Genomic DNA, 25269 nt, shown 5'->3' with positions numbered 1-25269 from the left:
CTCTGTTCCGGCGACATCACCCCGCGGTGACAAGTGCCCGCGGCGCCCGACAACTCGTCGCACGGGCACCACACTTGCACGGGCCCCCGCCGGATGTGGCGTACGTCACTCACGCGGCAGGCGTCGCCCGGAGGTGAGCGCAGCGGGCTGCGCCGACGACCGACAACGCCGCGAGCGTGCGTGCCAGACGCCCCCGGCCGGACGGGACTCTCGAAACGCGCCCTAGCCGCCGTACGCGCCGGACGCCGTGAGCCGCAGCGCCGTGTCGATCAGCGGGACGTGGCTGAAGGCCTGCGGGAAGTTCCCGACCTGGCGCTGCAGCCGGGGGTCCCACTCCTCGGCCAGCAGACCCAGGTCGTTCCGCAGTGCCAGCAGCTTCTCGAACAGCCTGCGGGCCTCGTCGACCCGGCCGATCATCGCCAGGTCGTCGGCCATCCAGAACGAGCAGGCCAGGAAGGCGCCCTCGTCACCGGGCAGCCCGTCCACGCCCTCCTCCGCGCCCTCCGTCGGGTAGCGCAGGATGAAGCCGTCCTCCGTGGACAGCTCCCGCTGGATCGCCTCGATCGTGCCGATGACCCGCTTGTCGTCCGGCGGCAGGAAGCCCATCTGCGGGATCAGCAGCAGCGAGGCGTCCAGCTCCTTCGAGCCGTACGACTGCGTGAAGGTGTTGCGCTCCGGGTCGTAGCCCTTCTCGCAGACGTCCCGGTGGATCTCGTCGCGCAGATCCCGCCAGCGCTCCAGCGGGCCGTCCACGTCCCCGGACTCGATCAGCTTGATCGTCCGGTCGACCGCGACCCACGCCATCACCTTGGAGTGCACGAAGTGCCGGCGCGGACCGCGCACCTCCCAGATGCCCTCGTCGGGCTGGTCCCAGTGGTCCTCGAGGTAGTTGATCAGCTTCAGCTGGAGCAGCGAGGCGTAGTCGCTGCGGGCCAGGCCCGTCATGTGCGCCAGGTGCAGGGCCTCGGTGACCTCGCCGTACACGTCCAGCTGCAGCTGGTGCGCGGCGCCGTTGCCGACGCGCACCGGGGCGGAGTTCTCGTAGCCGGGCAGCCAGTCCAGCTCGGCCTCGCCGAGCTCGCGCTCGCCCGCGATGCCGTACATGATCTGCAGGTTCTCCGGGTCGCCGGCCACCGCGCGCAGCAGCCACTCGCGCCAGGCGCGTGCCTCCTCGCGGTAGCCGGTGCGCAGCAGCGAGGAGAGGGTGATGGCCGCGTCCCGCAGCCAGGTGTAGCGGTAGTCCCAGTTCCGCACGCCGCCGATGTCCTCCGGGAGGGAGGTGGTGGGCGCGGCGACGATGCCGCCCGTCGGCGCGTACGTCAGCGCCTTGAGCGTGATCAGCGAGCGGACCACGGCCTCCCGGTAGGGCCCGCGGTACGTGCAGTGCTCGACCCACTCGCGCCAGAACTCCGTGGTGGCCTCCAGCGCCCCCTCGGGGTCGGCCAGCGGCGGCTGCGGGTGGTGCGAGGGCTGCCAGCTGATGGTGAAGGCGACCCGGTCGCCCTGCCGGACGGTGAAGTCCGAGTACGTGGTGAGGTCCTCGCCGTGGGTCTCGACGGGCGTGTCGAGCCAGATGGAGTCGGGACCGGCGACCGCGACGGTCCGGCCGTCGATCTGGTGCACCCAGGGCACGATCCGGCCGTAGGAGAACCGCATCCGCAGCGCGGACCGCATCCGCACCCGGCCGCTCACGCCCTCCACGATCCGCACCAGCTGCGGGGCCCCGTCACGGGGCGGCATGAAGTCGGTCACGCGCACGGTGCCGCGCGGCGTGTCCCACTCGGATTCGAGGACGAGCGAGTCCCCGAGATACCGGCGCCGGTCGGCGGCCGGGGGCTCGGCGTCCTCCGGGTGCGCCGGTCCGATCCGCCAGAATCCATGCTCCTCGGTTCCGAGGAGCCCTGCGAAGACGGCATGCGAATCGAAGCGGGGCAGGCACAGCCAGTCCGCGGTGCCGTCCCGGCAGACCAGGGCGGCGGTCTGCATGTCTCCGATGAGTGCGTAGTCCTCGATGCGCCCGGCCACGTGCAATCTCCAGTCGAACGGCCACGTCGCCCCGCGGGGCGCTTACTGGGGGGTCTGGGGTCAGGGAGAATGTCAGAGCAGAATACGACGTGGCCAGACCTCCCGTGTGATCGTCCTGGTAGAGGTATTGAGCCGAACGGGTGAGCTAGTAGCAGCGTGTGCGAATCCGTGTGCCGCGCGTGGCGACGGACCGGCCCGGGCGTGGCCGAGGGCCGTGCCCGCGTGGCCGGAAGCGGTCGCTCCCTGTCGCTGATACCCTGGTAGCCCGTGGACCGGTGGGCGCCGCACCTCGAATCGGCGGCCCCCGAACCGCAGCGACGGCACCCCCGGAATCCTCCGGACCGGACGCCGGTACGCACCTCCAGAACGCGACCACGGGAGCCCCCTCTTGGCCATGCCGCCCAAATCCACGACGACCAAGCACATCTTCGTCACCGGGGGTGTCGCGTCCTCCCTCGGCAAGGGCCTGACCGCCTCCAGCCTGGGTGCGCTCCTCAAGGCGCGGGGCCTCCGGGTCACGATGCAGAAGCTCGACCCGTACCTGAACGTCGACCCGGGCACGATGAACCCCTTCCAGCACGGCGAGGTGTTCGTCACCAACGACGGCGCCGAGACCGACCTGGACATCGGCCACTACGAGCGCTTCCTCGACGTCGACCTCGACGGCTCGGCCAACGTCACCACCGGCCAGGTCTACAGCCAGGTGATCGCCAAGGAGCGGCGCGGCGAGTACCTCGGCGACACCGTCCAGGTCATCCCGCACATCACCAACGAGATCAAGCACCGCATCCGCCGCATGGCCACCGACGACGTCGACGTCGTGATCACCGAGGTCGGCGGCACGGTCGGCGACATCGAGTCGCTGCCGTTCCTGGAGACCGTCCGCCAGGTCCGCCACGAGGTCGGCCGGGACAACGTCTTCGTCGTACACATCTCGCTCCTGCCGTACATCGGCCCCTCCGGCGAGCTGAAGACCAAGCCGACCCAGCACTCGGTCGCGGCCCTGCGCAACATCGGTATCCAGCCCGACGCGATCGTCCTGCGCGCCGACCGCGACGTGCCGACCGCGATCAAGCGCAAGATCTCGCTGATGTGCGACGTCGACGAGGCGGCCGTGGTCGCGGCGATCGACGCCAAGTCGATCTACGACATCCCGAAGGTGCTGCACACCGAGGGCCTGGACGCCTACGTGGTGCGCAAGCTGGACCTGCCGTTCCGCGACGTCGACTGGACGACCTGGGACGACCTGCTGGACCGCGTCCACAACCCCGACCACGAGGTCACGGTCGCGCTCGTCGGCAAGTACATCGACCTGCCGGACGCCTATCTGTCGGTGACCGAGGCCATGCGCGCCGGCGGTTTCGCCAACAAGGCCCGCGTCAAGGTCAAGTGGGTCACCTCCGACGACTGCAAGACCCAGGCCGGCGCGGCCAAGCAGCTCGGTGACGTCGACGCGATCGTCATCCCCGGCGGCTTCGGCGAGCGCGGCGTCAACGGCAAGGTCGGCGCCATCCAGTACGCCCGCGAGAACAAGATCCCGCTGCTGGGCCTCTGCCTGGGCCTGCAGTGCATCGTGGTCGAGGCCGCGCGGAACCTGGCCGGCATCACGGACGCCAACTCCACCGAGTTCGACCCCGCCACCGCCCACCCCGTCATCTCGACGATGGAGGAGCAGCTGGCGTACGTCGAGGGCGCAGGCGACCTGGGCGGAACGATGCGCCTGGGCCTGTACCCGGCCAAGCTCGCCGAGGGCTCCATCGTGCGCGAGGTCTACGGCGACCAGCCCTACGTCGACGAGCGCCACCGCCACCGCTACGAGGTGAACAACGCCTACCGCGCGGAGCTGGAGAAGAAGGCGGGCATCGTCTTCTCCGGCACCTCCCCGGACAACAAGCTCGTCGAGTACGTCGAGTACCCGCGTGACGTCCACCCCTACCTGGTGGCCACCCAGGCCCACCCGGAGCTGCGGTCGCGTCCCACGCGCCCGCACCCGCTCTTCGCGGGCCTGGTGAAGGCGGCCGTCGAACGACAGCAGGGTGCGCGCAAGACGGGCGAGTGACCCGCGGGCGATACGGTTGACCGGGGTACGTGCCCTCGCGGGTGCGTGCCCCGGTTTTTCGCGTGTACGAGGGAGGACGTCTCACATGACCATCAAGGACACGCCCGAGGAATGGCGGGTCACCGCGACCGCCACCCCCTTCAGGGGCAACAAGACCAGTGTCCGCACCGACGACGTGGTCATGCCGGACGGAGCCGTCGTGCGCCGTGACTACCAGGTCCACCCCGGGTCGGTGGCGGTCCTCGCCCTCGACGACGAGGACCGTGTCCTGGTCCTGCGCCAGTACCGCCACCCGGTGCGCCACAAGCTCTGGGAGATCCCGGCGGGCCTGCTGGACGTGCCCGGCGAGAACCCGCTGAACGCGGCGGTGCGCGAGCTGTACGAGGAGGCCCACGTCAAGGCCGAGCGGTGGCATGTCCTCACCGACGTGTACACGACGCCCGGCGGCTGCGACGAGGCCGTGCGGATCTTCCTCGCCCGGGGCCTGTCGGAGGCCGAAGGGGTGCGCTTCGAGGTCGCCGAGGAAGAGGCCGACATGGAGCTCGCCCGGGTGCCGCTGGCCGAGCTGGCGCGCGGGGCCCTCGCCGGTGATCTGCACAACAACTGCCTGGTCGTCGGTGTGCTTTCGGTACTCGCGGCCCGCGCGGGCGACGGCCTGGACGCCCTGCGCCCCGCCGAGGCCCCCTGGCCCGCCCGGCCGTTCCGGGCGTGACCGGAGGGCGAGCGAACCGAGCCCGAGACAAAGATGTGACGATCGGCTGATCCGATCGGGCGATCTGCGGACCGCTGCCGCCGTGCGCCCCCGGAGTGGCCCACCCGTCTGAACTACCCTCGGATCACCCGTACGGAGACCCGGCGGGATCAGCTCGTGCAGGTGGACGGGAGCGTGACCCGTGACGGATCAGGCGGTGGACCTCGACGGCGGGGCGAAGCCGTCACGGGGTCAGTTCTTCGGGCGTCAGCGTGAGTTGAAGGAACTGCGGGCCGACATCGAACGCGCCGGGCTCGACACCCTCGCCGGCCGCAAGGTGCCCCGGGCGCGGGTGCTGCTCATCGCCGGCCGGCCGGGCAGCGGCCGTACCGCGCTCGCGGAGCGGCTCGTCCAGGAGGTGGCCGGGGACTACGAGGACGGGGTCCTGCGTGCGCGGCTCACCGAACCGGGCGGGGGGCGCGTGCCGATCGAGCGCACCGCCCGCGAACTCCTCGACGCCCTCCGGATCAGCACTCCCGCCGGGGCCGGCGCGGACGAGCTGGCCGGGCTGCTGCGCGAGGCCCTCGGCCGGCGGCGGGTCCTGCTGCTGCTCGACGACGCCGCCGACGCCGGACAGGTCGACGCCCTGCTGCCGGACAACGCCGGCTGCCTGGTCGTGGCGGTCTCCCGGGGACCGCTCACCGGCATCCCCGACGTACGGCCCTGCACGGTCGGCGGGCTCGACGCCAAGTCCGCCATCGAGCTGCTCGACGGCTTCACCGGCTCGGTGCGCATCACCGTCGACCCGCAGGCCGCCGAGACGCTCACCGAGCTGTGCGGCGGCCAGCCCGCGGCCCTGGTGCTGGCCGGCGGCTGGCTCGCGGCCCGGCCCATGTCGTCCGTGGCCGACCTCACCAAGAGGCTGCGCGCGCTGCCCGAGGACCCCGAGCGGCCGGTCGGCCTGCGCCCGCTGGCCCGTGCCTTCCGCCTCGCCTACGAGGCCCTGCCGCCGTCCGCCGCGCGCATCCTGCGGCTCCTCGCGCTCGCTCCGGTCGGGCTCGCCGACGCGCACACCGCGTCCGCCCTGGCCGGCTGCTCGGTGCAGTCCGCCGGGTCGGCACTGGAGGGCTTCGCCGCGTTCGGCCTGGTGCGCGAGGGGGACGCCGGTCAGTACGAGGTCCCGGGCTGCCTCGTACCACTGCTGCGCGGGCTGCTGGAGCGCGAGGACCGGCCCGCCGAGGTGCAGCTGGCGCGGGCCCGGATGCTGGAGCGGACCGTACGGCTGCTGCAGTCCTGCCGGGCGGTGACGGAGCACGAGGGCTCCGCCGCCCGGCGGAAGCTCGCCGGCCTGCCGCGGGCGCTGCGGTTCCCGAGCAGGGCCGCGGCCGCGGAGTGGCTGCGCACCCGGCAGCCCGCCCTGCTGGCCTCCGCCCGGCTCGCGGTCGCCGACGGCGAGCTCGACACCCTGGCCAGGCGGCTGGTGGCGGCCCTGGTACGGGCGCTCGCCGCCCACCGGGGCGCCGAGGCGGCCGCGCCCGAGCTGTACGGGCTGCACCAGCTCGTCCTCGACGTGGCCGAGCGGCGCGGACTCCACCGGGAGCGCGCCGCGGCGCTGCTGAACCTCGCGGACCTGGACGCCCACACCGGCCGGACCGAGGACGCCCTGCTGCGGTACCGGTCGGCCCTGGACGCCGGACGCGACGCATCCGACCCGTACGCGATCGGCCGTGCGATGGAATCCGTAGGGGGCGCCTATCAGGAGCTGGGGGACTGGCAGCGGGCGGCCGATTGGTACGGGAGGGCCCTCACTCACCGTCTCGCCCGGGACGAGCGGGCCGACCAGGCGCGGCTGTACGGCCGGCTCGGGGCCGTGCACACCTACGCGGGCCGGTACGGCGAGGCGCTGCGCAGCTGGCGGGCGGCCGCGGCCGGATATCGCCGTCTCGGCGATGTCGCGGGACACGCAAGGGCGTTGAGCGAGACGGCGCGGGTGCAGGAGTACGCGGGGCGGCCGCAGGACTCGCTGCGCACCTGCGAGGAGGCGGTGGAGTGGGCACGGCGCGCCAAGGACGTGCGGCTTCTCGCGGCGCTGCGGCTCAGGCTGGCCGACACGCTCGACCGGCTCGGCGATCCCGCCGCCGCCCGGCTGCAGAGGGCGGCGGCTGATCGGCTGATCGGAACGGAAGGGTCCGCAGATGGGGTGGCCTACGAAATCCGCAGTGCTTCAGCCAAAGATTAATGCTTTGCAAGGCTAGACAACGGGAAGTCCTTCAATAGACTGGGTGAGCCGCGGTTGAACGTGGTCTGTCCCGGTGCATCCCGTGCGTCCGGGTATGTATTGCATTGCCCCAGTACCCCCAACGCCAAGGACCGTGATCGACGTGAAGGTCGGCATCCCCCGCGAGGTCAAGAACAACGAGTTCCGGGTGGCCATCACCCCTGCCGGTGTGCACGAGCTCGTGCGCAACGGTCACCAGGTCTTCATCGAGCAGAACGCCGGTGTCGGTTCCTCGATCACGGACGACGAGTTCGTCGCCGCCGGTGCGCGGATCCTGCCCACCGCCGACGAGGTCTGGGCCACCGCCGACCTGCTGCTGAAGGTCAAGGAGCCCATCGCCGAGGAGTACCACCGCCTCCGCAAGGACCAGACCCTCTTCACCTACCTGCACCTCGCCGCGTCCCGCGAGTGCACGGACGCCCTGCTGGAGTCCGGCACCACCGCCATCGCGTACGAGACGGTGGAGACCGCCAACCGCGCGCTGCCGTTGCTCGCCCCGATGTCCGAGGTCGCGGGCCGGCTGGCCCCCCAGGTCGGCGCCTACCACCTGATGCGCTCGGTCGGCGGCCGCGGCGTGCTCCCCGGCGGCGTCCCCGGCACCCACGCCGGCAAGGCCGTGGTCATCGGTGGCGGCGTCTCCGGCTGGAACGCCACCCAGATCGCCGTCGGCATGGGCTTCCACGTGACCCTGCTCGACAAGGACATCAACAAGCTGCGCGAGGCGGACAAGGTCTTCGGCACCAAGGTGCAGACGATCGTCTCCAACGCCTTCGAGCTCGAGAAGGCCGTCGTCGAGGCCGACCTCGTCATCGGCGCCGTCCTCATCCCGGGCGCCAAGGCCCCGAAGCTGGTCACCAACGAGCTCGTCGCCAAGATGAAGCCCGGAAGTGTCCTTGTCGACATTGCGATCGACCAGGGCGGCTGCTTCGAGGACTCCCGTCCGACCACCCACGCCGAGCCGACGTTCACCGTGCGCAACTCGGTCTTCTACTGCGTGGCCAACATGCCGGGCGCGGTGCCGAACACCTCCACCTACGCGCTCACCAACGCGACGCTGCCCTACATCGTCTCGCTGGCCAACAACGGCTGGGTGGAGGCGCTGCGCCGCGACGCCGCGCTGGCCAGGGGCCTCAACACGCATGACGGCAAGGTCGTCTACCGGGAGGTCGCCGAGGCCCACGGTCTCGACCACGTCGAGCTGAACTCGCTCATCGGCTGACCCGTTCAGCACGACAGCCCGCATCCGTCAACGGGGGCCGTCAACCGCGCGCATCCGGCCGGACCTTGTTCGACGAGGTCCGGCCGGATGTGTGTCCGGCCACGCGGCGACGCCTGGTCAAGTCGCCTCGAACGTAACCCTTTAACCGTTTCGCACACCCGCGAAACGTGTCGATGAATGGCCGTGCGCCCTTGACAGGGAGGTGTTCCGTTGCCGACACATCGGCCCGTGTCCGGGCGATTGTGTTGCTGCGGAGCGGTGACACGCCATAGAGTCGCCAATCGTCGGCATGGTGCCACGCTGACCTATCGATAAGTTTCCTGGTCACATCCAAGGAGGTAAGACGACTTGTGAATGAGTCGACATTTACTCCCGGGGGTGGTCAACCAGGAACCCCTGCGACGGGCCATGGTCCTTCGTCCGGGCCCGAGGCTGTCGGCTCCGTCGCTGTCCGCACCTTCGCGACACACCAGCCCATGACGACAGCCCACACGATGAAGATGATGGACGGCCAACACGTGAACGCCATGGCCGGCAACGAGAGTGGCCGAGAGTCCACCCACTTCGCCGCCTACGACGAAGTGCCCGAGGGGCACTTCTACGACCCCGATGCCGAGTACGAGCCCGACCCGGAGTACGCGGCCACCCTCGCCCCCGACGCTGCCCGGCAGCGCCGCGAGCGGATCGGCCCCACCGGACGGCCCCTGCCGTACTTCCCGATCCCCGGACCGCTGACCGATCACGGTCCCGCGAAGATCATCGCGATGTGCAACCAGAAGGGCGGCGTCGGCAAGACGACGTCGACCATCAACCTGGGTGCCGCACTCGCCGAGTACGGACGCCGGGTGCTGCTCGTCGACTTCGACCCGCAGGGAGCCCTGTCGGTCGGTCTCGGCGTGAACCCGATGGAGCTCGACCTCACCGTCTACAACCTGCTCATGGAGCGGGGCATGTCGGCGGACGAGGTCCTGCTGAAGACCGCCGTGCCCAACATGGACCTGCTGCCGAGCAACATCGACCTCTCGGCCGCCGAGGTCCAGCTGGTGAGCGAGGTCGCGCGCGAGTCCACGCTGCAGCGTGCCCTGAAGCCGCTGCTGAACGACTACGACTACATCGTGATCGACTGTCAGCCCTCGCTCGGTCTGCTGACCGTCAACGCGCTGACCGCGGCCCACAAGGTGATAGTGCCGCTGGAGTGCGAGTTCTTCGCACTGCGCGGTGTGGCGCTGCTGACCGAGACGATCGAGAAGGTCCAGGAGCGGCTCAACCCCGACCTGGAGCTCGACGGCATCCTCGCCACGATGTACGACTCGCGGACCGTGCACAGCCGTGAGGTCCTCGCGCGCGTGGTCGAGGCATTCGACGACCACGTCTACCACACGGTGATCGGCCGGACCGTGCGCTTCCCGGAGACCACGGTCGCCGGTGAGCCGATCACCACGTACGCGTCGAACTCCGTAGGCGCGGCCGCCTACCGCCAGCTCGCCAGGGAGGTGCTCGCCCGGTGTCACGCCGAGTGAGTCTGCCCGGTGCCGACGAGCTGTTCCGTACGACCGGGGGCATGGCGCTGCAGGCGTCGTCCCCCAGGCGCCAGGCCGGCGGCACGAACGGCGAGCCGCGGGTTCCGGCGCCGGCCGGGGAGAGTGACCCGGCAGCCGCGGAGCGGGCCGGCGAGGGCGCGGGTTCCGGCGCGCCGTCGGCCCCGGCCCCGGCCGCCGAGGAGCACTCGGCCGCCACGGCGGACGCGGCGGAGCCGCGCAGCCGCGCGGGCGACGGCTCCTCGCCCGCCACGTCCGCCCCCGCCTCCGCCCCGGCGAAGCCGGCCGCGGCCCCGGCGCGGCGCCGCGGGCGTGCGGCGAACCGGCGGCCCAGCGGGCGCGAGCGACACGACGAGAAGATCACCGTCTACGTCTCGGCCGAGGAACTGATGGACCTCGAGCACGCGCGGCTGGTGCTGCGCGGCGAGCACGGGCTGGCCGTGGACCGCGGCCGGATCGTCCGCGAGGCGGTCGCCGTCGTGCTGGCGGACCTGGAGTCGCGGGGCGACGCGAGCATCCTGGTGCGGCGCCTGCGCGGGCGCTGACGGTAGCCTGCGCGGGCCGCCGCCCGTAGTTCCGCCCCGCCCCCTGGACCACGATGCCCCCGACCGACGCCCCGACGCCCCGCCGCCGCACCCTGGGCCGCGGCCCGGGCACGGCGCCCGCGGGGCCCTCTCTTCCGCCCCCGGAGACGCCCCTGGAGGCCGCTCCCGTCGACGCGGAGGCGCGCCCGGCCCCGGAGGCCCCAGGACACCCCGAACCGCGGCCGGCGGCCCCGCAGAGCCCCCCGGCGCCGCAAGCCCCCGCGGCGGAAACTGCCCCGACGCGTCAGCCGGCCCCGCCGCCGTCGCCCGGCCCCGCACCGGACGTCGCCCCGGTGCCCGCACCGGACCTCGCCCCGGTGCCCGAAGCCACTCCCCAGCCGGCCGCCGGCGCCGTGCCCGGGGCGCCGCCCGTTCCGGGACCCGGCCCCGCACAGGAGGCGGCCCGCGCGCCGGGCGCCGGTCCGGTGCCGGAAGCCGGTGCCGCGGACGGAATGCCGGAGTCTCCGGCCGCCGTCCCCGCGGAGGTGGGGGACGGGCGGTTCACCGTGCGGCTGGCGAACTTCGAGGGGCCCTTCGATCTGCTCCTGCAGCTGATCTCCAAGCACAAGCTGGACGTCACCGAGGTCGCCCTCTCCAAGGTCACCGACGAGTTCATGGCGCACATCCGTGCCATGGGGCCCGACTGGGATCTCGACCAGACCACCGAGTTCCTCGTCGTCGCGGCCACGCTGCTCGATCTCAAGGCCGCCCGGCTGCTGCCCGCCGCCGAGGTGGAGGACGAGGCGGACCTGGCGCTGCTGGAGGCGCGGGACCTGCTCTTCGCCCGGCTCCTGCAGTACCGCGCGTACAAACGGGTCGCCGACATCTTCGGCGAGCGGCTGGAGAGCGAGGGCAAGCGCTACCCCCGCACCGTCGGTCTGGAGCCGCACCACGCCGAGCTGCTGCCCGACGTCGTCATCAGCATCGGCGCCGAGGGGTTCGCGAAGCTCGCGGTCAAGGCCATGCAGCCCAAGGCCAAGCCGCAGGTGTACGTCGACCACATCCACGCGCCGCTCGTCAGCGTCAGGGAGCAGGCCGGGGTCGTGGTCGCCCGGCTGCGGGAGCGCGGCGAGGCGACCTTCCGGGAGCTCGCCGACGACGCCCCGGACACACTGACCGTCGTCGCCCGCTTCCTCGCCCTGCTGGAGCTCTACCGGGAGAAGGCCGTCGCCCTGGACCAGGACGACGCCCTGGGCGAGCTCACGGTCCGCTGGACGGGCGGGGAGGGCACCGCCGAGGTGACGGACGAGTTCGACCGGCTCGTGGAGGAGGAGAAGGCGTGATGGAGCTGAAGCCGGCGCTGGAGGCCGTCCTCATGGTGGTCGACGAGCCGGCCACCGAGGAGCACCTCGCCAAAGTGCTGGACCGCCCGGTGCGGGAGGTCGCGGACGCGCTGCGCGAGCTGGCCGACGAGTACGCCGTCCAGGGGCGGGGCTTCGAGCTGCGGCTCGTCGCCGGGGGGTGGCGCTTCTACACGCGCGCCGAGTACGCGCCGGCCGTCGAGGCCTTCGTCCTCGACGGCCAGCAGGCCCGGCTCACGCAGGCGGCCCTGGAGACGCTCGCCGTCGTCGCGTACCGCCAGCCGGTGAGCCGGTCGAGGGTCTCGGCGGTGCGCGGGGTGAACTGCGACGGGGTCATGCGCACCCTCCTTCAGCGCGGGCTGGTGGCGGAGGCGGGCGCGGAACCCGAAACAGGTGCGATCCTGTACAGGACGACGAACTACTTTCTGGAGCGGATGGGCCTGCGTGGCCTGGACGAGCTCCCGGAGCTCGCGCCCTTCCTCCCCGAGGCGGACGCGATCGAGGCCGAGACCCAGGAAGGGGTCCCGTCGTTCGATCCGGATGCACCGGATTCCGAGGACGCAGACGACAAGACGGATATTTGATGCGAAGCAGCAGCGGCAGGAACAGCAGCGGAGACAACGGCGGGAGCCGTGGTGGCAAGAGCGCGGGCCGCGGCAACTACCGGGGCGCCGGGAACAAGCGCGACGACAAGCGCGGGGTGAACCCGCGGCGCCCGCGCCCCGAGGAGCGCACCTACGACGTCGGCGGCGACGCCGATGCCCCGCGCCGGGGACGCGGCGCGTCGGCCCGCGGCGGGGCGAAGGGCGGCCCCCGGCAGTCCCCGCAGCGCGGCGGCGGCCGTACAGCCCCGGCGCGCTCGCGGGAGTACGACGCCCGGACCGAGGAGCGCAACCGGGAGCGGTACGCGAACAAGCCGCAGATCAAGACGCCCAAGACCTTCGGGGAGCAGGAGGGCGAGCGGCTGCAGAAGGTGCTGGCCAGGGCCGGTATGGGCTCGCGGCGCGCCTGCGAGGAGCTGATCGACGCCGGCCGTGTCGAGGTCAACGGCAAGATCGTGATCGAGCAGGGCACCCGTGTCGACCCCGAGAAGGACGAGATCAAGGTCGACGGCCTGACCGTGGCCACCCAGTCTCACCTCTTCTTCGCGCTGAACAAGCCGGCGGGCGTCGTCTCGACGATGGAGGACCCCGACGGCCGCCAGTGCCTCGGCGACTACGTCACCAACCGTGAGACGCGGCTCTTCCACGTCGGGCGGCTCGACACCGAGACCGAGGGCATCATCCTGCTCACCAACCACGGCGAGCTGGCCCACCGTCTCACGCACCCGAAGTACGGCGTGCAGAAGACCTACCTCGCAGCCATCCAGGGACCGCTCCCGCGCGAGGTCGGCAGGCGTCTGAAGGAGGGCATCCAGCTCGAGGACGGCTACGCCCGCGCGGACCACTTCCGCGTCGTCGAGCAGACCGGGAAGAACTACCTGGTCGAGGTGACCCTCCACGAGGGCCGCAAGCACATCGTCCGCCGCATGCTCGCCGAGGCGGGCTTCCCGGTGGAGAAGCTGGTGCGGACGGCCTTCGGCCCGATCCAGCTGGGCGACCAGAAGTCCGGCTGGCTGCGCCGCCTCACCAACACCGAGGTCGGCATGCTGATGAAGGAAGTCGGCCTGTAGAAACCGGCCTTCACCGGGTCACAACCGCACGAAAGCCCGCGACCGTCCCACGGTCGCGGGTTTTCGTGGTTGTGGCACCCGCCCCTCTCCATTTATAGTCAAGTTGACTCTTAAGGAGGTGGGTGTGCGACTCGCGGACATCCTCGGCCCCCTGCAGCAGCCGCTGTTCACCGTGCTCGACACGCCGGTCAGCTGGACCGAGGTCCTCGGATTCGGCAGTGGCGCGCTGTGCGTGTGGCTCGTCGCCCGCCAGCACATCGCCAACTGGCCCATCGGCATCGCCAACAACGTCCTGTTCATCCTGCTGTTCTGGCAGGCGGGCCTGTACGCCGACGCGGGCCTCCAGATCGTCTTCATCACCCTCGCCGTGTACGGCTGGTGGACCTGGACCCACGGGGGTGGACCAGGCTCCGACGCCCTCCCGGTGCGCCGCACCTCGCGCACCGAGTGGACGTGGCTGCTCGCGGCGGGGGTGGTGGGGACCCTCGCCCTCACCCTGCTCCTCGACCGGGCCACCGACTCGACGGTCCCCTTCTGGGACGCCCTGACCACCGCCCTCTCCCTCATGGCCACCTACGGCCAGTGCCGCAAGCGGCTGGAGTCGTGGTGGCTGTGGATCGCCGCCGACGTGGTGTACGTCCCGCTGTACGCCTACAAGGAGCTGTACCTGACCTCCCTGCTGTACGTCGGGTTCATGACGCTCTGCGTCATGGGGTTGCGCAACTGGACCCGGGACCTCGGCCACCGGCGGACCCCGCTCGCGGAGGTGGCGGCATGAAGCGCTACGGGCACGGCCTGGTGCTGGGCAAGTTCTATCCGCCGCACGCCGGCCACCACCATCTCGTACGGACGGCGCAGGACCGCTGCGAGCGGCTCACCGTCCTCGTGTGCGCCGCCGACGTGGAGTCCGTCCCGCTCGCCGACCGTGTGGCGTGGATGCGCGAGACACACCCCGGTGCCCGGATCGTGGGCACCGTCGACAACGTCCCCGTCGACCTCACGGACCCCGACGTGTGGGCCGCCCATGTGGAGATCTTCCGCGCGGCCGTGCCCGAGCCCGTGGACGCCGTCTTCACCTCCGAGGCGTACGGCGAGGAGCTCGGCCGCCGGCTCGGCGCCGAAGCGGTGTGCGTCGACCCCGGCCGTACCGTCTTCCCGGTCTCCGGCACCGCCGTCCGCAAGGACCCCGTCGGCTGCTGGGACTTCCTGGAGCCGCCCGTACGGGCCGCGCTCGCCCGCCGCGTCGTCGTCCTGGGAGCCGAGTCCACCGGAACCACCACCATGGCGACGGCACTCGCCGAGCACTACCGGCGCCGCGGCGGCATCTGGGCACGGACCCGCTGCGTCCCCGAGTACGGCCGGGAGTTCAGCGAGCGGAAGCTGGCCGCCCTCAAGGCCGAGCGGCCCGGAGCGACCTGGGACGACGTGACCTTCCACAGCGCGGAGTTCCCGCTCATCGCCCGCCGGCAGACCGAACTGGAGGACGCCGCCGCACGCACCGGCTCGCCCCTGCTCGTCTGCGACACCGACGCCTTCGCCACCACCGTCTGGCACGAACGGTACCTCGGCGGCCCCCACCCGGAGGTCGAGTCGATCGCCGAACGCGACCGGCGCGGCCACCTGTGGCTGCTCACCGACCACGAGGGCGTGCCGTTCGAGGACGACGGACTGCGCGACGGCGCACACCTGCGGCCCTGGATGACCGGGCGGTTCGCCGAGCGGCTCGCCGCCACCGGACGGCGTACGGTCCTCCTCACCGGCCCCCGCGACCAGCGGCTGGCGACGGCCGTGCGCGCGGTGGACGCGCTGCTCGCCGAGGGCTGGGAGTTCGCCGCGCCCCTCCCGGAGACCCGGTGAACGGCCGGCCGCGCGCCGAGCGCCCCGAGGGCTACGATCCGCGCGCCTTCGAGCCCTTCGCCGTCACCGTCGACCTCGCCGTCTTCACCGTCCGCGAGGAGCGGCTGCACGTGCTGCTCGTCCAGCGCGGCCAGGAGCCGTACCGAGGTGCCTGGGCGCTGCCCGGCGGCTTCGTACTGCCCCGCGAATCCGCCGGGCAGGCGGCCAGGCGCGAACTCGCCGAGGAGACCGGCCTGTCCGACGACACCGCGGCCCGCCTCCACCTGGAGCAGCTGGCCACCTACAGCGACCCGGACCGCGACCCCCGGATGCGGGTCGTCTCCGTGGCGTACACCGCGCTCGTGCCCGACCTGCCGGAGCCACGGGGCGGCGGCGACGCGGCGCACGCCCAGTGGCTGCCCTACGGGGAGTACGGCGGCCCGCTGGCCTTCGACCACGACACGATCCTCGCCGACGCCCACGAACGCGTCGGCGCCAAGCTGGAGTACACCTGCCTCGCCACCGCCTTCTGCCCGCCCGAGTTCACGCTCGGCGAGCTGCGGCAGGTGTACGAGACGGTGTGGGGCGTCGAGCTCGACCGCCCCAACTTCCGGCGCAAGGTCCTCGCCACGCCCGGCTTCGTCCAGGCCGTGGCAGGACCGCCGCGCCTGACCGGCGGACGGGGGAAACCGGCCGCTCTCTACCGGGCGGGGGAGGCCACGGCCCTGCACCCGCCACTGCTGCGACCGGAAGGACGGGAGACACGATCATGACCAGGACCCTCACCAAGCAGGGCGCCACCGGCTCCCTCGTCGGACTCGCGCTCGGGGACGCCCTGGGCTTCCCCACCGAGTTCAACGACGTCCCGCGCATCCTCGCCACCTTCGGTCCGTGGCGGAGCATGCGGCTGCCCACCCCCGCGTTCGTCACCGACGACACCCAGATGACCCTCGCGGTGGCGCGCGCCGTCCGCACCGCCATGGACCGCGGGGCGCTCGACCCGCTGCGGCTGACCCGGCCCCTCCGCGACGAATTCGTCGCCTGGTACCACTCACCCGACAACAACCGGGCCCCCGGCCGCACCTGCCTGGTCGCTTGCGAGAAGCTCGACAGCGACCTTCCCTGGCAGGAGGCCAGCCAGATCGGCTCCAAGGGCTGCGGCGCCAACATGCGCGTAGCGCCCCTGGGCCTCGTGCCCCGCCTCGGTGACGAACAGCGCGCCGGCGCCGCCCAGCTCCAGTCCGCGCTCACCCACGGCCACCCCACGGCCCTGGCCGCCTCCGACCTCACCGCCCGGGCCGTCCATCTGCTGACCCGGGGAACCTCGCCGACGAGCCTCCTCAGCCGGCTGCGCGCGTACGCGTACGAGAACCGCTCCCGCTACCACGCCACATGGCTCGGCGACCTGTGGACCCGCTCCCACGACGCCACGCCCCGGCAGTTCATCGAACGCGGCTGGGACGAGTGCCTGCACGCCCTGGACACCGTCGCCGCGGCCCTGGACACCGCCGACCCGGAGACCGACCCCTGCCTGCTGACCGGCGCGGGCTGGATCGCCGAGGAGGCCCTGGCCACCTCCCTGCTCTGCTTCCTGCTCTTCCCCGACGAGCCCGTCACCGCCCTGCGCAGGGCGGCCTGCACGAGCGGCGACTCCGACTCCATCGCCTGCCTCACCGGCGCCTTCGCGGGCGCCCACCTGGGCGCCGGAGCCTGGCCGAAGGAATGGTCGGAACGGATCGAGTACCGCAGCGAGCTGCTGACACTCGGAGCGCTCTGGGACGCTTGACCGCATGACAGGACTCCTCGACCTCCCCGGCCTCGGCGCCGTCGTCGCCGAACAGCCCGACCCTCTGCTGTTCGCCACCGTCTCGGGCGCGCATCTGTACGGCTTCCCGTCCCGTGACTCGGACGTGGACGTACGCGGTGCGCACCTGCTGCCGGTCGAGGCGCTGACAGGACTGCGCGAGCCGGAGGAGACCAGGTCCCGCATGTGGGACCGGGACGGCACCGAGATGGATCTCGTCACGCACGACCTGCGGAAGTTCGTGCGGCTGATGCTGCGGCGCAACGGATACGTACTGGAGCAGCTGCTCTCCCCGCTGGTCGCCCACACGACCGACGCCCACGCGGAGCTGATCGCGCTGGCGCCCGGGGTGCTCACCACCCACCACGCCCACCACTACAGGGGATTCGCGGCCACCCAGTGGCGGCTGTTCGAGAAGACCGGCGAGCTCAAGCCCCTGCTCTACACATTCCGCGCCCTCCTCACCGGGATCCATCTCATGCGTGCCGGTGAGGTCGTCGCCCACCTGCCGACGCTGCTGGGAAGCGTCCCGGCGCCGGAGTACGTGGCCGAGCTCATCGCCGCCAAGGCGGACGCCGAACACGGGGCCGCGCACGGAGTCGACACCGAGCGGGTGCGGGCCGACATCGACGCGCTGCACGGTGTCCTCGACGAGGCGCGGGCGGCCTCAGCGCTGCCCGGCGCCCCCGTCGCGCACGACGCGCTGCACGACTTCGTCGTCCGCGTACGCCTGGAACGCTGAGGCCCGGCGGATGCGGTGGAGGAAGTCCTCGACCGCCCCGCGGTCCGGCTCCGCCGGCAGCGGGGTGGTGAGGGCCGCCTCGTCGGCCTCGGCGGCGAGGCGGCCCATCCACGCCTCGATCTCCGGCCAGCGCACCTCGCCGCGCCTGACCGCGAGAAGGCGGTCGCGATCCGGGCCGGCGTCGATGACCAGGACGCCCGTGTGCAACAGGTCCCGGCAGCTCGTGAGCAGACGCAGCAGGTGCATGGCGTGCTTCCAGCGCGGCGCGCCGTGCCGGCGGACGTCCGCCTCGAGCTTTCTGCGCTGGCCGTCCGCGTAACGCACGAACGTCTGGTGCACCCGGCGGGAGAGGAACGCGTCCCGCAGCGCGAGCAGTTCACGGCCGGTGTCGTCGATGTGCTCCACCAGTGGGGAGTGCAGGCACTCCAGGATGTTCGGGTTGGCCCGCAGCGCGAGTTCGCAGAAGCGCTCGAGCTCCCAGCTGAACTGCTCCTCCGCGGGGCCCTCTATGTGCGTCGGCGGCTTGTCGAAGCGCCACTGCAGCGGTGTCGGGGCGAGGAACACACCGCGCACGTCCGTGTCGCTGTCGTCGGTGGCCAGTCCGAAGGCGCGCGACCCCATGACACAGGAGTAGATCGTGTGGTCGCGCACCAGCTCTTCGGGGGTCATGGCTCCGACCCTAGACGGCCCTCACACCAGGCTGATGGAGTCCCCCGACACAGTGATGTCCTCGGCCGGGAGCGGCCTCGTGGCGGGGCCCCGCTCGACCGCGCCGTCCGTGATGCTGAACCTGCTGTTGTGGCAGGCGCAGTTGATGGTGCCGTTCTCGACCGTGGCGACGATGCAGCCCTGGTGGGTGCAGACCGCCGAGAACGCCTTGAACTGCCCCTTCTGCGGCTGCGTCACCACCACCTTCCGCTCCTTGAAGATGGTGCCGCCGCCGACCGGGACGTCCGCGGCCCGGGTCAGCTCACCGGTGGCAGGGGCCGACGGCGACACCGGCGCCCCCGTCGCGGGAGGCGACGCATCCGTGGGACCGGTGGGGGGAGCGGGGCTCGTGGTCGCGGTGTCACCGCCGTCGTCCCCGCATCCCGCCGCGAGCGCGACGGTGGCGGCGGCGGTCAGGACGGTACGGCGGGGTGTGGGGGCTGGACTCATGCGCGCCATCCTGGACCGCCGGCCGCGCCGGACGAAGCAACCGGGCGGGCCGGGGACGGGCCGAACCACCCGGGGGACCCAGTCACGGCACACCCGGGGACCCGTCACGGCCGGCGGGCGAGTCCGGTGGCCCGGCCGTCCGCGTCCCGGCGCACCTCCCGCACCTCCACGACCGCGTCCCGTTCCACCGGCCCGTACACATGGGGGAAGACCTCCTCCCCGGACCCCTCCCAGCGCACCTCCGCCGCCAGCCGCTCCTCGTCGATCAGCAGCACCAGCAGCGGCCCCGGCACGTCCCGGTAGTGGGCGTCCGCGACGGTGAGCGCCGAGGCCTCGTCGGCCGAGCAGTGCACGAAACCCTCGGAGGCCAGGGAGGCCGGGCGGTACGGGCCGGCGGCATCGGCGGACCAGTCGGTCAGGGGCACGACATGGAGCAGCATGCCGACAGTGTCGCGCACGACGGCGCCCTTCCCGTCTCGGAAGGCGGTCGCCGCACCCCCGCACCCACCGCGCTGATTAGGCTGAACACGAGCACGCGCGACCGCGCGACCGGGTGAAGGAGTACGACGTGGCGGTACGAGCGGTCCGAGGGGCCGTCCAGCTGGAGCGCGACGACGCCGGGCACATGGAGGAGCGGGTCGGCACGCTCCTCACCGCCGTGCTGGAGCGGAACGGCCTCACCGCCGACGACCTGATCAGCGTCTGGTTCACCGCCACGCCCGACCTGCACAGCGACTTCCCGGCGGCCGCGGCGCGCAAGCTCGGCATCGTCGACGTACCGCTGATCTGCGCGCAGGAGCTGGACATCGAGGGCGCCATGCCGCGCGTCGTCCGCGTCCTCGCGCACATCGAGACCGACCTGACCAAAGCCGCCGTCGCGCACGTCTACCTCGGCGCCGCGGCGGCCCTGCGCAAGGACATCGCCCAGTGAGGACCGCGCTCGTCATCGGAACCGGCCTGATCGGCACCTCGGCCGCGCTCGCGCTGACCGGCCGCGGCGTCACCGTGCACCTCGCCGACCACGACCCGGCCCGGGCCCGTACCGCCGCGGCCCGCGGCGCCGGCACGGACGAGGAGCCCGACGGCCCCGTCGACCTCGCCGTCGTCGCCGTGCCGCCGGCCCATGTCGCCACCGCCCTCGCCGACGCGATGCGCCGCGGTGTCGCCCGCGGCTACCTCGACGTCGCCAGCGTCAAGGGCGGCCCCAAGCGGGAGCTGGAGGCCATGGGCCTCGACCTGTCCGCGTACATCGGCACGCACCCGATGTCCGGCAAGGAGCGGTCCGGCCCGCTGGCCGGCAGCGCCGACCTCTTCGAGGGCCGCCCCTGGGTCCTCACGCCGACCCGGGACACCGACACCGAGGTCCTCAACCTCGCCCTGGAGCTCGTCGCCCTGTGCCGGGCGGTGCCCGTCGTCATGGACGCCGACGCCCACGACCGGGCGGTCGCCCTGGTCTCCCACACCCCGCAGCTCGTCTCCTCGATGGTCGCCGCCCGGCTGGAGGAAGCGGACGAGACCGCGGTACGGCTCTGCGGGCAGGGCATCCGGGACGTCACCCGCATCGCCGCGTCCGACCCCCGGATGTGGGTCGAGATCCTCTCGGCGAACCCCGGACCGGTGGCGGACGTCCTGGCGGGCGTCGCCGCCGACCTGGACGAGACGGTCCGCGCCCTGCGGGCCCTGCAGTCCTCCGACGAGGACAAGCGCCGTGACGGTGCGACCGGCGTCGAGGACGTCCTGCGCCGGGGCAACACCGGCCGCGCCCGCGTCCCCGGCAAGCACGGCGCCGCCCCGGTCGCCTACGAGACGGTCGCCGTCCTGATCAGCGACCAGCCGGGGGAGCTGGCGCGGATCTTCGCGGACGCGGGGCGCGCGGGGGTGAACATCGAGGATGTGCGGATCGAGCATGCGACGGGTCAGCAGGCGGGTGTGGTGCAGCTCATGGTGGCTCCCTCCGCGGCTCCGTCGCTGGCGGCGGCGTTGCGGGAGAGGGGTTGGGCGCTGCGGCAGTAGGGGCCCGGTCGGCGGGCGGTCCGGGGCGGGGCGCCGCGGCGGGTACCGGTCACCCGGCCTGAGGGCCGGGTAGCCCGAATGGGTGCAAGGTCCGGGGGCAACAATCGGTAACCTTGTGCGGGGCCCCTCGCATCCGGCCGGCCCTGTCCCGCGTACCAGGAAGGTGTCCGACACCGTGGAATCCGTGATCGTCGCCATCGACGGGCCCTCCGGCACGGGCAAGTCGAGCACGTCCAAGGCGGTCGCCGCCAAGCTGGGGCTCAGCTACCTGGACACCGGCGCCCAGTACCGGGCGATCACCTGGTGGATGATCAGCAACGGTGTGGACGTCGATGACGCCGATGCCGTCGCCTCGGCCGCCGGCAAGCCCGTCATCGTCTCCGGCACCGACCCCTCCCACCCGACGATCACCGTCGACGGCGCGGACGCCTCCGGCCCCATCCGGACCCAGGAGGTCACCTCCAAGGTCAGCGCCGTCAGCGCGGTGCCCGAGGTCCGCACGCTGATCACCGAGCTCCAGCGGTCCATCGCCGCCGGCGCCGAGCACGGCATCGTCGTCGAGGGCCGCGACATCGGCACCACCGTGCTCCCGGACGCCGACCTCAAGATCTTCCTCACCGCGTCGCCCGAGGCCCGCGCCGCCCGCCGTTCCGGCGAGCTCAAGGGCTCCGACGTGCACGCCACCCGAGAAGCCCTGATCAAGCGGGACGCGGCCGACTCCAGCCGCAAGACCTCCCCGCTCGCCAAGGCGGACGACGCCGTCGAGGTCGACACCACCGACCTCACCCTCCAGCAGGTCATCGAATGCGTCGTCACCCTCGTCGAGGAGAAGCGGGCCGCCAAGTGACCCCTTCCGCCAAAGGTGCCGCGGTCGGCCGGGGCATCGGCATCGGGCTGATGTACGGGCTGTGGAAGCCGCGCGTCCTCGGCGCCTGGCGGGTGCCCGCCGCCGGACCGGTGATCCTCGCCGTCAACCACGCGCACAACCTCGACGGCCCCATGCTCATGGGCACCGCGCCCCGGCCCGTGCACTTCCTGATCAAGAAAGAGGCCTTCGTGGGGCCGCTCGGCCCGTTCCTGGAGCGAATCGGGCAGCTGAAGGTGGACCGCGAGGCCGCCGACCGCACCGCCATCACCCGGGCCCTGGAGGTCCTGGAGAACGACGGTGTGCTGGGCATCTTCCCCGAGGGCACCCGGGGCGAGGGCGACTTCGCCGCGCTGCGCGCCGGTCTGGCCTACTTCGCCGTGCGCAGCGGTGCGCCCATCGTGCCGGTCGCCGTCCTGGGAAGCACCGACCGCCGCGGACGGTTGATAAAGGCGCTGCCCCCACTGCGCAGCCGCGTGGACGTCGTCTTCGGCGACCCCTTCGAGGCGGGCGACGGCTCGGGCCGGCGCACCCGCAAGGCGCTGGACGACGCCACCGTACGCATCCAGGAGCGGCTCACCGCCCACCTGGAAAACGCCAAGCGCCTCACCGGGCGCTGAGCGAGACTTGAGTAGCGGATCGCTCGATCCGCCGATGATGAACGAGGAACGGACTTCATGAACGACCAGCACGACCACGGGGCACTTGGCGACGCCGAGTACGCGGAGTTCATGGAGCTCGCCGCCGAAGAGGGCTTCGACATCGAAGAGGTCGAGGGCGCGATCGAGGAAGCGGGCCACGGCCCCCTCCCCGTCCTCGCCGTCGTCGGCCGCCCGAATGTGGGCAAGTCGACCCTGGTGAACCGCATCATCGGACGCCGCGAGGCCGTCGTCGAGGACAAGCCCGGCGTCACGCGCGACCGGGTCACCTATGAGGCCGAGTGGGCCGGCCGGCGCTTCAAGGTCGTCGACACCGGCGGCTGGGAGCAGGACGTCCTCGGTATCGACGCCTCCGTCGCCGCCCAGGCGGAATTCGCGATCGACGCCGCCGACGCGGTCGTCTTCGTCGTGGACGCCACCGTCGGAGCCACCGACACCGACGAGGCCGTCGTCAAGCTGCTGCGCCGGGCCGGCAAGCCCGTCGTGCTCGCCGCGAACAAGGTCGACGGCCCCTCCGGCGAGGCCGACGCCGCCATGCTGTGGTCGCTCGGCCTCGGCGAGCCGCACCCGGTCTCCGCCCTCCACGGCCGGGGCACCGGCGACCTCCTCGACGAGGTCCTCGAGGCGCTGCCCGACGCCCCCGCGCAGACCTTCGGCACGGCCGTCGGAGGCCCGCGCCGCATCGCCCTCATCGGCCGCCCGAACGTCGGCAAGTCCTCCCTGCTCAACAAGGTCGCGGGCGAGGAGCGCGTGGTCGTCAACGAACTCGCCGGCACCACCCGCGACCCGGTCGACGAGCTCATCGAACTGGGCGGCAGGACCTGGAAGTTCGTCGACACCGCCGGTATCCGCAAGAAGGTCCACCTCCAGGAGGGCGCGGACTACTACGCCTCGCTGCGTACCGCCGCCGCCGTCGAGAAGGCCGAAGTCGCCGTCGTCCTCATCGACACCACCGACTCCATCTCGGTCCAGGACCAGCGCATCATCACCATGGCCGTCGAGTCGGGCCGCGCGCTCGTCATCGCGTACAACAAGTGGGACGAGCTCGACGAGGAGCGCCGCTACTACCTCGAGCGCGAGATCGAGACGGAGATGCAGCAGGTCTCCTGGGCTCCGCGGGTCAACGTCTCGGCGAAGACCGGCCGCCACATGGACAAGCTCGTCCCCGCGATCGAGACCGCGCTGGCAGGCTGGGAGACCCGCGTCCCGACCGGCCGCCTCAACGCCTTCCTCGGCGAGCTCGTCGCCGCCCACCCGCACCCGATCCGTGGCGGCAAGCAGCCCCGCATCCTGTTCGGTACGCAGGCGGGCACCAAGCCGCCCCGCTTCGTGCTGTTCGCCTCCGGCTTCCTGGAGCACGGCTACCGCCGGTTCGTCGAGCGGCGGCTGCGCGAGGAGTTCGGCTTCGAGGGCACCCCGATCCACATCTCGGTGCGGGTGCGCGAGAAGCGCGGCCGGAAGAAGTAACACCCCGGCACGACACCGCGGGGCCGGAGCGACTGATGCGCTCCGGCCCCGCGGTCTTCACAGCCCCCTGCGGGGCGCCGGCGGCAACGCCGCCGGAACGTGATGGTGCCCGGTGTGCCGGCTCATGCCCGCGACCGGCTGCCAGACGGCCGGATAGCCGCCGTGCTGACTCTGGTACGCGCCACCCGGCCCGCCCCTGGACGAGTGCGACCCGAGCCCGAACGCCTTGAACCCGAGGTCCTCCTCGCCGCTGCGGTCACCCGGCAGCGTACGGAACGCCCTCATGTACTCGGAGTACAGCGCGTCGTAGATCGGCGTGGCCGAGTGGCCGGACGGCCCGTCCTGCGACGAGCGCATGGCGGGGATCTGCTGGTACGACTGGCGAGAAGGCTCGTATGCGTGCACGTATGTGCCAACGACCTCACCGCCCGTCGGATGCGGCCCGGGCCAGGAAATCGCCGGTGACCGTATGGCCGGGCGCAGTCCATCCATCAGGTACCGGCCAGCGGCATCGCGGCCGCGACCAGCCGGCCGTCGGCCGCGGCCTTCTCCAGCGCGTCACGCAGCAGGTCCTCGCGCGGCTGCTGGCCGATGGAGCCGACCGGGGCCGCGAACACCAGGACCGTGTGCGACTTGTTCGCCGCGGCGCGCCAGCCCTCGGTGACCTGGAGCGGCTGGTGGGCCTGCCACCAGGCGACCGGGCTGCCGCCGCTCGTGCCCGGCTGCAGGATGGCGTGCAGCCGGCCCATGGCCAGCAGCACCGACCAGCCGGGGAGGACGGCCGGCTTCTGGTTCACATGGCTCACCGGAAGGAAGCCCTGCTCGATCAGGAGCGGCAGGAACTCGTCGCCGCCACCGGTGGAGCCGGGACGGGCGATGGGGTCGGTGGGCTCCACGACGAGCGCCGGGTGCAGCTCGTTCTCGATGAGGACGAGGCCGCTCGTGACTCCCAGGACAGCCTGCTCACCCCCGGCCGGAACCTGCTGCTCCGTACCGGTGATGGAGCGGACGGCTCCCTGCAGCTGGTCCTCGGCGACCCGGACGACCTGGGAGGGGATACACGTGGCGTGGGCGAAGGCCAGAACGGCCGTCTCCTCGCCCACGAACAGCACGGTGCTGGTGCGTTCCTGCTCGGAGTCGCCCGGGGTGCGGCAGGAGGTGCAGTCGTAGCTGCCCGGGGCGTTCTCGCCGGCGAGCAGCCGGTCGGCTTCTTCGTCGCCGATCTCGGCGCGTACGTCCTCGCTGACGTCGAGCATGCGCGGCACGGGTGGCTCCTCGGAACTCTTGCGTTGCGAAGCCGGGCGGATCCCGGCTCGTCTCATGAAGAGCTCAACGCATGATGTACGGCCGGGGTCACG

At 72.2% G+C, this 25269-nt stretch carries 25 protein-coding genes; 19 read left to right on the top strand and 6 right to left on the bottom strand.

What is annotated here, in order from left to right:
• Positions 1-222: 222 nt before the first annotated feature.
• Positions 223-2025 (bottom strand): glycoside hydrolase family 15 protein, encoded by a 1803-nt coding sequence (locus tag ACY34K_RS28885; protein WP_462752300.1) that lies wholly within the window; start codon positions 2023-2025, stop codon positions 223-225.
• Positions 2026-2419: 394 nt separating this feature from the next.
• Here ACY34K_RS28885 and ACY34K_RS28880 point away from each other — a divergent pair, with 394 nt between their 5' ends.
• The 14 genes from ACY34K_RS28880 (at position 2420) to ACY34K_RS28815 (ending at position 17749) form a co-directional block, all read left to right on the top strand.
• Entirely contained in the window at positions 2420-4084 is a 1665-nt protein-coding gene (locus tag ACY34K_RS28880) for a CTP synthase (protein WP_462752298.1), read from the top strand.
• Positions 4085-4169: 85 nt separating this feature from the next.
• Positions 4170-4796: an NUDIX domain-containing protein gene (locus ACY34K_RS28875; protein WP_462752296.1), complete on the top strand. Its 627-nt coding sequence runs from the start codon at positions 4170-4172 to the stop codon at positions 4794-4796.
• Between the two features lie 181 nt (positions 4797-4977).
• On the top strand, positions 4978-7014 hold the full coding sequence (locus ACY34K_RS28870; protein WP_462752294.1) for a tetratricopeptide repeat protein: 2037 nt from the start codon (positions 4978-4980) through the stop codon (positions 7012-7014).
• A 142-nt stretch (positions 7015-7156) separates the two neighbouring features.
• A complete protein-coding gene (gene ald / locus ACY34K_RS28865) occupies positions 7157-8272 on the top strand; it encodes an alanine dehydrogenase (RefSeq protein ID WP_462752328.1) in 1116 nt (371 codons plus the stop codon).
• A gap of 350 nt (positions 8273-8622) precedes the next feature.
• Positions 8623-9792: a ParA family protein gene (locus tag ACY34K_RS28860; protein ID WP_462752292.1), complete on the top strand. Its 1170-nt coding sequence runs from the start codon at positions 8623-8625 to the stop codon at positions 9790-9792.
• Positions 9777-10355 carry a hypothetical protein gene (locus tag ACY34K_RS28855; RefSeq protein ID WP_462752290.1) on the top strand — a complete coding sequence of 193 codons (579 nt, stop codon included), beginning with the start codon at positions 9777-9779 and terminating at the stop codon, positions 10353-10355. Before ACY34K_RS28860 ends, ACY34K_RS28855 begins: the two co-directional genes overlap by 16 nt.
• A 53-nt stretch (positions 10356-10408) precedes the next feature.
• Positions 10409-11677, top strand: coding sequence for a segregation and condensation protein A (locus ACY34K_RS28850; RefSeq protein WP_462752288.1), 1269 nt, complete (start codon positions 10409-10411; stop codon positions 11675-11677).
• Complete coding sequence (gene scpB, locus ACY34K_RS28845) at positions 11677-12279, top strand: SMC-Scp complex subunit ScpB (RefSeq protein ID WP_462752286.1); 603 nt, start codon at positions 11677-11679, stop codon at positions 12277-12279. Before ACY34K_RS28850 ends, scpB begins: the two co-directional genes overlap by 1 nt.
• Entirely contained in the window at positions 12279-13367 is a 1089-nt protein-coding gene (locus ACY34K_RS28840) for a pseudouridine synthase (RefSeq protein ID WP_462752284.1), read from the top strand. Before scpB ends, ACY34K_RS28840 begins: the two co-directional genes overlap by 1 nt.
• Positions 13368-13491: 124 nt before the next feature.
• Positions 13492-14145, top strand: a complete 654-nt coding sequence (pnuC, locus tag ACY34K_RS28835; RefSeq protein ID WP_462752282.1) for a nicotinamide riboside transporter PnuC — start codon at positions 13492-13494, stop codon at positions 14143-14145.
• On the top strand, positions 14142-15224 hold the full coding sequence (locus ACY34K_RS28830) for an AAA family ATPase (protein WP_462752280.1): 1083 nt from the start codon (positions 14142-14144) through the stop codon (positions 15222-15224). Before pnuC ends, ACY34K_RS28830 begins: the two co-directional genes overlap by 4 nt.
• The gene (locus tag ACY34K_RS28825; RefSeq protein WP_462752278.1) at positions 15221-15976 is read left to right on the top strand and encodes an NUDIX hydrolase; all 756 of its coding nucleotides are present in this window, start codon (positions 15221-15223) and stop codon (positions 15974-15976) included. Before ACY34K_RS28830 ends, ACY34K_RS28825 begins: the two co-directional genes overlap by 4 nt.
• A complete protein-coding gene (locus ACY34K_RS28820; protein WP_462752276.1) occupies positions 15973-16989 on the top strand; it encodes an ADP-ribosylglycohydrolase family protein in 1017 nt (338 codons plus the stop codon). The genes ACY34K_RS28825 and ACY34K_RS28820 overlap by 4 nt, the downstream gene beginning before the upstream one ends.
• Positions 16990-16993: 4 nt before the next feature.
• On the top strand, positions 16994-17749 hold the full coding sequence (locus tag ACY34K_RS28815) for a nucleotidyltransferase domain-containing protein (RefSeq protein ID WP_462752274.1): 756 nt from the start codon (positions 16994-16996) through the stop codon (positions 17747-17749).
• On the opposite strand, the gene ACY34K_RS28810 is transcribed toward ACY34K_RS28815, so the two are convergent.
• The 3 genes from ACY34K_RS28810 to ACY34K_RS28800 form a co-directional block, all read right to left on the bottom strand.
• The gene (locus ACY34K_RS28810; protein WP_462752272.1) at positions 17675-18418 is read right to left on the bottom strand and encodes a nucleotidyltransferase domain-containing protein; all 744 of its coding nucleotides are present in this window, start codon (positions 18416-18418) and stop codon (positions 17675-17677) included. The two genes, ACY34K_RS28815 and ACY34K_RS28810, sit on opposite strands and share 75 nt — an antisense overlap.
• Before the next feature lie 21 nt (positions 18419-18439).
• Positions 18440-18907: a Rieske (2Fe-2S) protein gene (locus ACY34K_RS28805; RefSeq protein ID WP_462752270.1), complete on the bottom strand. Its 468-nt coding sequence runs from the start codon at positions 18905-18907 to the stop codon at positions 18440-18442.
• Positions 18908-19011: 104 nt separating this feature from the next.
• The gene (locus tag ACY34K_RS28800) at positions 19012-19347 is read right to left on the bottom strand and encodes a DUF952 domain-containing protein (protein WP_462752326.1); all 336 of its coding nucleotides are present in this window, start codon (positions 19345-19347) and stop codon (positions 19012-19014) included.
• A 128-nt stretch (positions 19348-19475) separates the two neighbouring features.
• On the opposite strand from ACY34K_RS28800, the gene aroH reads away from it, so the two are divergent.
• From aroH to der, 5 genes are all read left to right on the top strand, one after another.
• Positions 19476-19838, top strand: a complete 363-nt coding sequence (gene aroH, locus ACY34K_RS28795; protein WP_462752268.1) for a chorismate mutase — start codon at positions 19476-19478, stop codon at positions 19836-19838.
• Positions 19835-20920 carry a prephenate dehydrogenase gene (locus ACY34K_RS28790; RefSeq protein ID WP_462752266.1) on the top strand — a complete coding sequence of 362 codons (1086 nt, stop codon included), beginning with the start codon at positions 19835-19837 and terminating at the stop codon, positions 20918-20920. Before aroH ends, ACY34K_RS28790 begins: the two co-directional genes overlap by 4 nt.
• A 163-nt stretch (positions 20921-21083) precedes the next feature.
• A complete protein-coding gene (gene cmk / locus ACY34K_RS28785; protein ID WP_462752264.1) occupies positions 21084-21767 on the top strand; it encodes a (d)CMP kinase in 684 nt (227 codons plus the stop codon).
• On the top strand, positions 21725-22405 hold the full coding sequence (locus tag ACY34K_RS28780; RefSeq protein ID WP_462752262.1) for a lysophospholipid acyltransferase family protein: 681 nt from the start codon (positions 21725-21727) through the stop codon (positions 22403-22405). The genes cmk and ACY34K_RS28780 overlap by 43 nt, the downstream gene beginning before the upstream one ends.
• Before the next feature lie 57 nt (positions 22406-22462).
• The gene (der, locus tag ACY34K_RS28775; protein WP_462752260.1) at positions 22463-23911 is read left to right on the top strand and encodes a ribosome biogenesis GTPase Der; all 1449 of its coding nucleotides are present in this window, start codon (positions 22463-22465) and stop codon (positions 23909-23911) included.
• Positions 23912-23968: 57 nt separating this feature from the next.
• Here the strand turns inward: der and ACY34K_RS28770 are convergent, their stop codons facing one another.
• Together ACY34K_RS28770 and ACY34K_RS28765 are read right to left on the bottom strand one after the other, a co-directional pair.
• Entirely contained in the window at positions 23969-24316 is a 348-nt protein-coding gene (locus ACY34K_RS28770; protein ID WP_462752258.1) for a hypothetical protein, read from the bottom strand.
• An 86-nt stretch (positions 24317-24402) separates the two neighbouring features.
• Positions 24403-25176, bottom strand: a complete 774-nt coding sequence (locus ACY34K_RS28765; RefSeq protein WP_462752256.1) for a hypothetical protein — start codon at positions 25174-25176, stop codon at positions 24403-24405.
• Positions 25177-25269: the final 93 nt, after the last annotated feature.

This window comes from Streptomyces sp. STAM6 (assembly GCF_054963715.1).
The sequence above is the reverse complement of the archived record's forward strand: the minus strand, read 5'-3'. Positions and strand labels throughout refer to the sequence as shown.

Coding starts and splice junctions, on each gene's coding strand:
- ACY34K_RS28880 (WP_462752298.1), top strand. CDS start 2,420: ATGCCGCCCAAATCCACGACGACCAAGCACATCTTCGTCACCGGGGGT.
- ACY34K_RS28875 (WP_462752296.1), top strand. CDS start 4,170: ATGACCATCAAGGACACGCCCGAGGAATGGCGGGTCACCGCGACCGCC.
- ACY34K_RS28850 (WP_462752288.1), top strand. CDS start 10,409: ATGCCCCCGACCGACGCCCCGACGCCCCGCCGCCGCACCCTGGGCCGC.
- scpB (WP_462752286.1), top strand. CDS start 11,677: ATGGAGCTGAAGCCGGCGCTGGAGGCCGTCCTCATGGTGGTCGACGAG.
- ACY34K_RS28840 (WP_462752284.1), top strand. CDS start 12,279: ATGCGAAGCAGCAGCGGCAGGAACAGCAGCGGAGACAACGGCGGGAGC.
- ACY34K_RS28830 (WP_462752280.1), top strand. CDS start 14,142: ATGAAGCGCTACGGGCACGGCCTGGTGCTGGGCAAGTTCTATCCGCCG.
- ACY34K_RS28820 (WP_462752276.1), top strand. CDS start 15,973: ATGACCAGGACCCTCACCAAGCAGGGCGCCACCGGCTCCCTCGTCGGA.
- ACY34K_RS28815 (WP_462752274.1), top strand. CDS start 16,994: ATGACAGGACTCCTCGACCTCCCCGGCCTCGGCGCCGTCGTCGCCGAA.
- ACY34K_RS28810 (WP_462752272.1), bottom strand. CDS start 18,418: ATGACCCCCGAAGAGCTGGTGCGCGACCACACGATCTACTCCTGTGTC.
- ACY34K_RS28805 (WP_462752270.1), bottom strand. CDS start 18,907: ATGAGTCCAGCCCCCACACCCCGCCGTACCGTCCTGACCGCCGCCGCC.
- ACY34K_RS28800 (WP_462752326.1), bottom strand. CDS start 19,347: ATGCTGCTCCATGTCGTGCCCCTGACCGACTGGTCCGCCGATGCCGCC.
- ACY34K_RS28780 (WP_462752262.1), top strand. CDS start 21,725: ATGCGTCGTCACCCTCGTCGAGGAGAAGCGGGCCGCCAAGTGACCCCT.
- der (WP_462752260.1), top strand. CDS start 22,463: ATGAACGACCAGCACGACCACGGGGCACTTGGCGACGCCGAGTACGCG.